This is a genomic window from Streptomyces turgidiscabies Car8 (assembly GCF_000331005.1).
GTDB lineage: Bacteria > Actinomycetota > Actinomycetes > Streptomycetales > Streptomycetaceae > Streptomyces > Streptomyces turgidiscabies.
Genome location: NZ_AEJB01000500.1, coordinates 1 through 4,806, shown reverse-complemented (window position 1 = coordinate 4,806; position 4,806 = coordinate 1). Strand labels below are relative to the sequence as shown.

General features: G+C 73.9%; 1 protein-coding gene and 1 pseudogene. Both read left to right on the top strand.

Annotated features, from left to right (window positions below; all coding sequences use genetic code 11):
- Nucleotides 1–321: 321 nt before the first annotated feature.
- A pseudogene (locus STRTUCAR8_RS55890) lies at nucleotides 322–501 on the top strand (hypothetical protein); the annotation flags it as partial.
- A 366-nt stretch (nucleotides 502–867) separates the two neighbouring features.
- Complete coding sequence (locus tag STRTUCAR8_RS50645) at nucleotides 868–4,788, top strand: AAA family ATPase (RefSeq protein ID WP_241784715.1); 3,921 nt, start codon at nucleotides 868–870, stop codon at nucleotides 4,786–4,788.
- Nucleotides 4,789–4,806 lie beyond the last annotated feature (18 nt).

The window sequence follows — 4,806 nt, the reverse complement described above, 5'->3', positions numbered from 1 at the left end:
TTTTTCTTGCGCTTTTCCGCGAAGTCCGTTGTCAGAGGGGCCGCCTACTATGCATGTGGGGTTATGGCGCCGGTGGGACAGATGTCGTAGCGGTCCTGTCAACTCTCTTGCCGGAGAAGGCGGTTCGCGTACGGACGGGACCGGTTCCGGTCAGGCTGTGACGTAATGGACGGTCACTGAGGGGTGGACGGGCCTGCCGGGTCAGGGGTCGTGGTGATTAGGCTGGGAGTGGCGCGACGCCAGAACCCGTGACCGGGCGCCGGCGTACCGGGGGGAAAGCCGGGCAGATCGGACGACCTCCAGCGTCCGACGCCGGACGACGTGGACACGATCCGCGGGCCGGCTTCGGACGAGACGAATACAGACGAGAAATGGTCGCCCAGCACTGCACGGGGGTGCTCGACCACACCAGGAGGAATTGTGAACAGCGATCGGGACGGGATCCGCGGGGGCTGGGCCACACCCGGCGATGACCAGTCCGACGCGGAGTCCGCCAGCGAGATGACGGGCGAGTTCACCATCGATTACGCGACGCCTGCCTGGTACACGCAGAACGCGTCGGGAGGGTCGGGGGCGTCGGGGGACGAGACGAGCGCCGAATCGGATGACGAGGCGAACGCCGAGTCTGCTGATGACGCGGATGCGACCGTGGACGGTCGTTCGGGTGTCGGGGCGGAGGGTTCCGTACCTGGTTCCGCTCCGGCTGTGGCACCTTCTCCCGCGAGTGCTGTGGCTGTGCCCCGGCTGCCGGTGGGCGGTGGGTTCCAGCCTGCGGCGCCACAGGGTGGAGCTCCGGGTGGGCCCGCGAGCCCCACGGCGGTCCCCAGCTTCCCTGCGGGCGGATTCCCGACCCAGTGGACCCCTCCGGTGCCGCCGGCCCCTCCGGCTCCGCCGACCGCGGTGGTGGGGGAAGGCGACCTGGAGAGCGGCTCGACGATGCGGATCTCGCCCGCCGCCGCGCGGCGCGAGTCCCTGGAGCGGGCAGTCGCTGCGGACCCTCAGGAGCCGCAGGAGCCAGTGGTCGCGGCTGAGGCCGACGATGAGTCCGGCCACTCCGGCCAGCTCGCGGGAAGTGTCCCGGAGTCCGTGGATGACCTGGCCGAGCCCGTCACGGAGGCCGAGGTCGTCGCGGACCCGGCAGAATCCGAGGGCGAGGACGAGGACGGGGACGGGGACGGGGACGAGGGTCCCGAGGGTACGGATGGCAGCGAGGTCACCGAAGAGGTGAGCGGCGTCGTTCCCCAGCCCTCGGAGGACGAACTCCAGGATGAGGCCGCCGCCGAGCACGCCGTACCGCCGCAGGCCACCGAGCCTACGGACGCGGACGCGGATGCCGAGCCCGTAGCCGCCGAGGTCGCCGACGCCGAGCCCGAGGAGGCAGAGGCGGAGGCGGAGCGCGAGGCTGCCGCCGAGTCCGAGCCCGAGTCGGCGGAGCCCGAAGTCGCCACCGAACCCGAGGACGCGCTGCCGGTGCCGGTGCCGGTGCCCGACGCTGTCGATGACATACAGGACTCCGTCCCGGTCGTGCCCGCGCGGGACTCGGTGCCCAGCGCACCGTTCAACATGCCGCCGCTGCCGGAGGGCGCGCCCGGAACCGTGCCGCCCTCGTGGGCTCCCCCCTCGACATCTCAGGGCGGGCTGCCACCGCTGCCTCCGTCGTTCCAGCCGGCCGCACCCGCTCCGGCGGGACAGTGGCCCTCGCAGCCGCTCGCTCAGCCGCCGGCGCAGCCGGAAGCCGCTCCGGTTCAGCCCCAGGCAGCATCGGCACCGGGCCGGCATCAGCCTCCGGCCGTTCCGGGCCAGCAGCCGCCCGTACCGTCGCTGCAGCCCCCGTTCCAGCCACAGGCCCCGCAGCCCGCGCCCGCCGCGTGGAACGCTCCCCCGCAGGCGCCGGGTCCTGCCGTCCCGCAGGCGGGGTACGGCTTCCCGCCTCCCCACCCGAACGCCCCGGCCCCTACCCCGGGTGAGTCACCCGTCGGCCATGGATCCCCGCCGCAGGCAACTACGGCAGCTCCCACCGGCCCCGACGCCCAAGCCGGGTACGGCTTCCCGCCCCCGCCCCCGACCGCCCAGGGCGGCTACGGCTTCCCCGAGCCGGGCGCACCCGTCCCGAACGCGACCGGCCCCAACGCCCAAGGCGACCCTGCGCTCCCCCAGCCGGGAACCCCCGCTCCCAACCCGGCGAACCCCAACGCCCAAGGCGGACACGGCCTCCCAACCCCGACGGCTCCCGTCCCGGGCGGCTACGGCTTCCCCCAACCGGGCGCACCCGTCCCGAACCCGACGGGCCCCAACACCCAAACCGGGCCTGCGTTCCCCCAGCCGGGAACCCCCGCCCCGAACCCCGGGAACCCGAACACTCAAGGGGGCCACGGCCTCCCAACCCCGACGGCTCCCGTCCCGGGCGGCTACGGCTTCCCCCGGCCAGGCGCACCCGTCCCGAACCCGACCGGCCCCAACACCCAAGCCGGATACGGATTCCCGCCCCCCGGCAACCCCGCCCCGAGCACGCCCGCCCCCGCGTCGGACGCCTCGCCCGCCGGATACGGGTTCCCGCACCCCGGCGGACCGGCCTCCGGCCCGGCGGGCCAGGCACCCGCAGGTCCCCAGCCTCAGCCTCAGGGCGACTACAACTCCCCCCGGCCAGGCGAACCCGTGCCGAACCCGGCGAGCCCCAACGCCCAGGCCGGATACGGATTCCCGCCTCCCGGCAACTCCGCCACAGCTCCGGACGCCCCCCCGGCGGGGTACGGGTTCCCACCCCCGCCAGCGCCGGAGACCGACCCGGCCGAGGCGGCGCCGAGCGCCCCTGTGGCCGGCCCGAACGCCTCCCCGGCGGGGTACGCCTCCCCGCCGCCCCCCGGCCCGGCGCCCGTGGCACCTCACCCCCAGGGCGACTACAACTTTTCCCAGCCAGGCGAACCCGCTCCCAACCCTGCGGGCCCCAACACCCAAGCCGGATACGGATTCCCGCACCCCGGCAACCCCGCCCCGAGCGCCCCTGCCCCCACGCCGGACGCCTCGGCCGCCCCCCACCTCCAAGGCGCCCCCGGCTTCTCCCAGCCCGCCGGGCCGCCTGCGGTTCCCGGTGTCCCGAGTGGTCCTACTCCCCCGGCTCCGGGACCCGTCGGCAACGCCGGGCCCCCGACGTCCGACGCACAGGACGGGTACGGCTTCCCGCCGCCCGCCGGGCCCCCCGTGCCTCCGCAGCCGGGGTACGGATTCCCGTACCCCGGGCAGCCCGGCGCGCCCGGTGGGTACGGGTTCCCCTTCCCGCAGGCGGCCCCGCACCAGGCGCCGCCGCAGCCTCCGGTGCCTCAGCAGCCCGAGGCACCCCACCCGCAGGCCGGGCCTCCGTCGCCCCCGCATGTGCCGGGACAGGTCCCGGGTGCCGTTCCCGCGTCGCCGCCGCAGCCGGCGTACCGGCAGCCCGCGCCCGGCCCGGAGGGCGGCGTGCCCGGGGTTCCGCAGGCCGCGCCGCAGCCGCCCGTGGATCCGCGTACCGGGGCGGCCTGGCCGCAGGCCATCCAGCACGACCAGCGGCAGATGACCAACCCCGGTGCCGCGCCGCTCGGTTACACCGCGGCCGTCGAGCTGTCCTCCGACCGACTGCTCAACAACAAGAAGCAGAAGGCGAAGAGCGGCCGGCCCGCGGCAGCGCCCTCCCGGTTCAAGATCGGCGGGAAGAAGGAGGAGGCCGAGCGGCAGCGCAAGCTCGAACTGATCCGTACGCCGGTGCTGTCCTGCTATCGCATCGCCGTCATCAGCCTCAAGGGCGGTGTCGGCAAGACGACCACGACGACCGCGCTCGGCTCGACCCTCGCCACCGAGCGGCAGGACAAGATCCTCGCCATCGACGCCAACCCGGACGCCGGCACGCTCGGCCGTCGTGTGCGGCGCGAGACCGGGGCCACCATCCGTGACCTCGTCCAGGCGATCCCGTACCTCAACTCGTACATGGACATCCGGCGGTTCACCTCTCAGGCGCCGTCCGGTCTGGAGATCATCGCCAACGACGTCGACCCGGCCGTCTCCACCGCCTTCAACGACGAGGACTACCGGCGCGCGCTCGACGTCCTGGGCAAGCAGTACCCGGTCATCCTGACCGACTCCGGTACCGGTCTGCTCTACAGCGCCATGCGCGGCGTGCTCGACCTCGCCGATCAGCTGATCATCATCTCGACGCCGTCCGTCGACGGTGCGAGCAGCGCCAGTACGACGCTGGACTGGCTGTCCGCGCACGGGTACGCGGATCTGGTGTCGCGGTCCCTCACCGTCATCTCGGGTGTACGCGAGACCGGCAAGATGATCAAGGTGGACGACATCGTCTCCCACTTCGAGACGCGCTGCCGGGGTGTCATCACCGTGCCCTTCGACGAGCATCTCGCCGCCGGTGCCGAGGTCGACCTCGACATGATGCGGCCCAAGGTGCGCGAGGCCTACTTCAACCTCGCGGCCATGGTCGCCGAGGACTTCGTACGGCACCAGCAGATGCACGGGCTGTGGACGTCGGACGGCAACCCGCCTCCGGTCGCGGCCCCGCCGATGCCGGGACACCAGCAGCAGGTCCCGGGCCAGCCGGCGCAGGGGCAGCCGTACCCGGCCCCGCCTGCTCCGGGACAGGGCCAGCAGTACCCGCCGCCCGGGCAGCCGGGGCAGTACCCGCCGCCGCCCCAGCCCGGCCAGCAGCACCCGCAGCAGCCGCCGTACGGCTATCCGCCGCAGCCGGGGCAGCCCTACCAGCCGCCTCAGCAGCAGCCTCCGCAGCCCGGCCACCCGCAGCAGTAGGCGGTGAGCAGAGAAGGC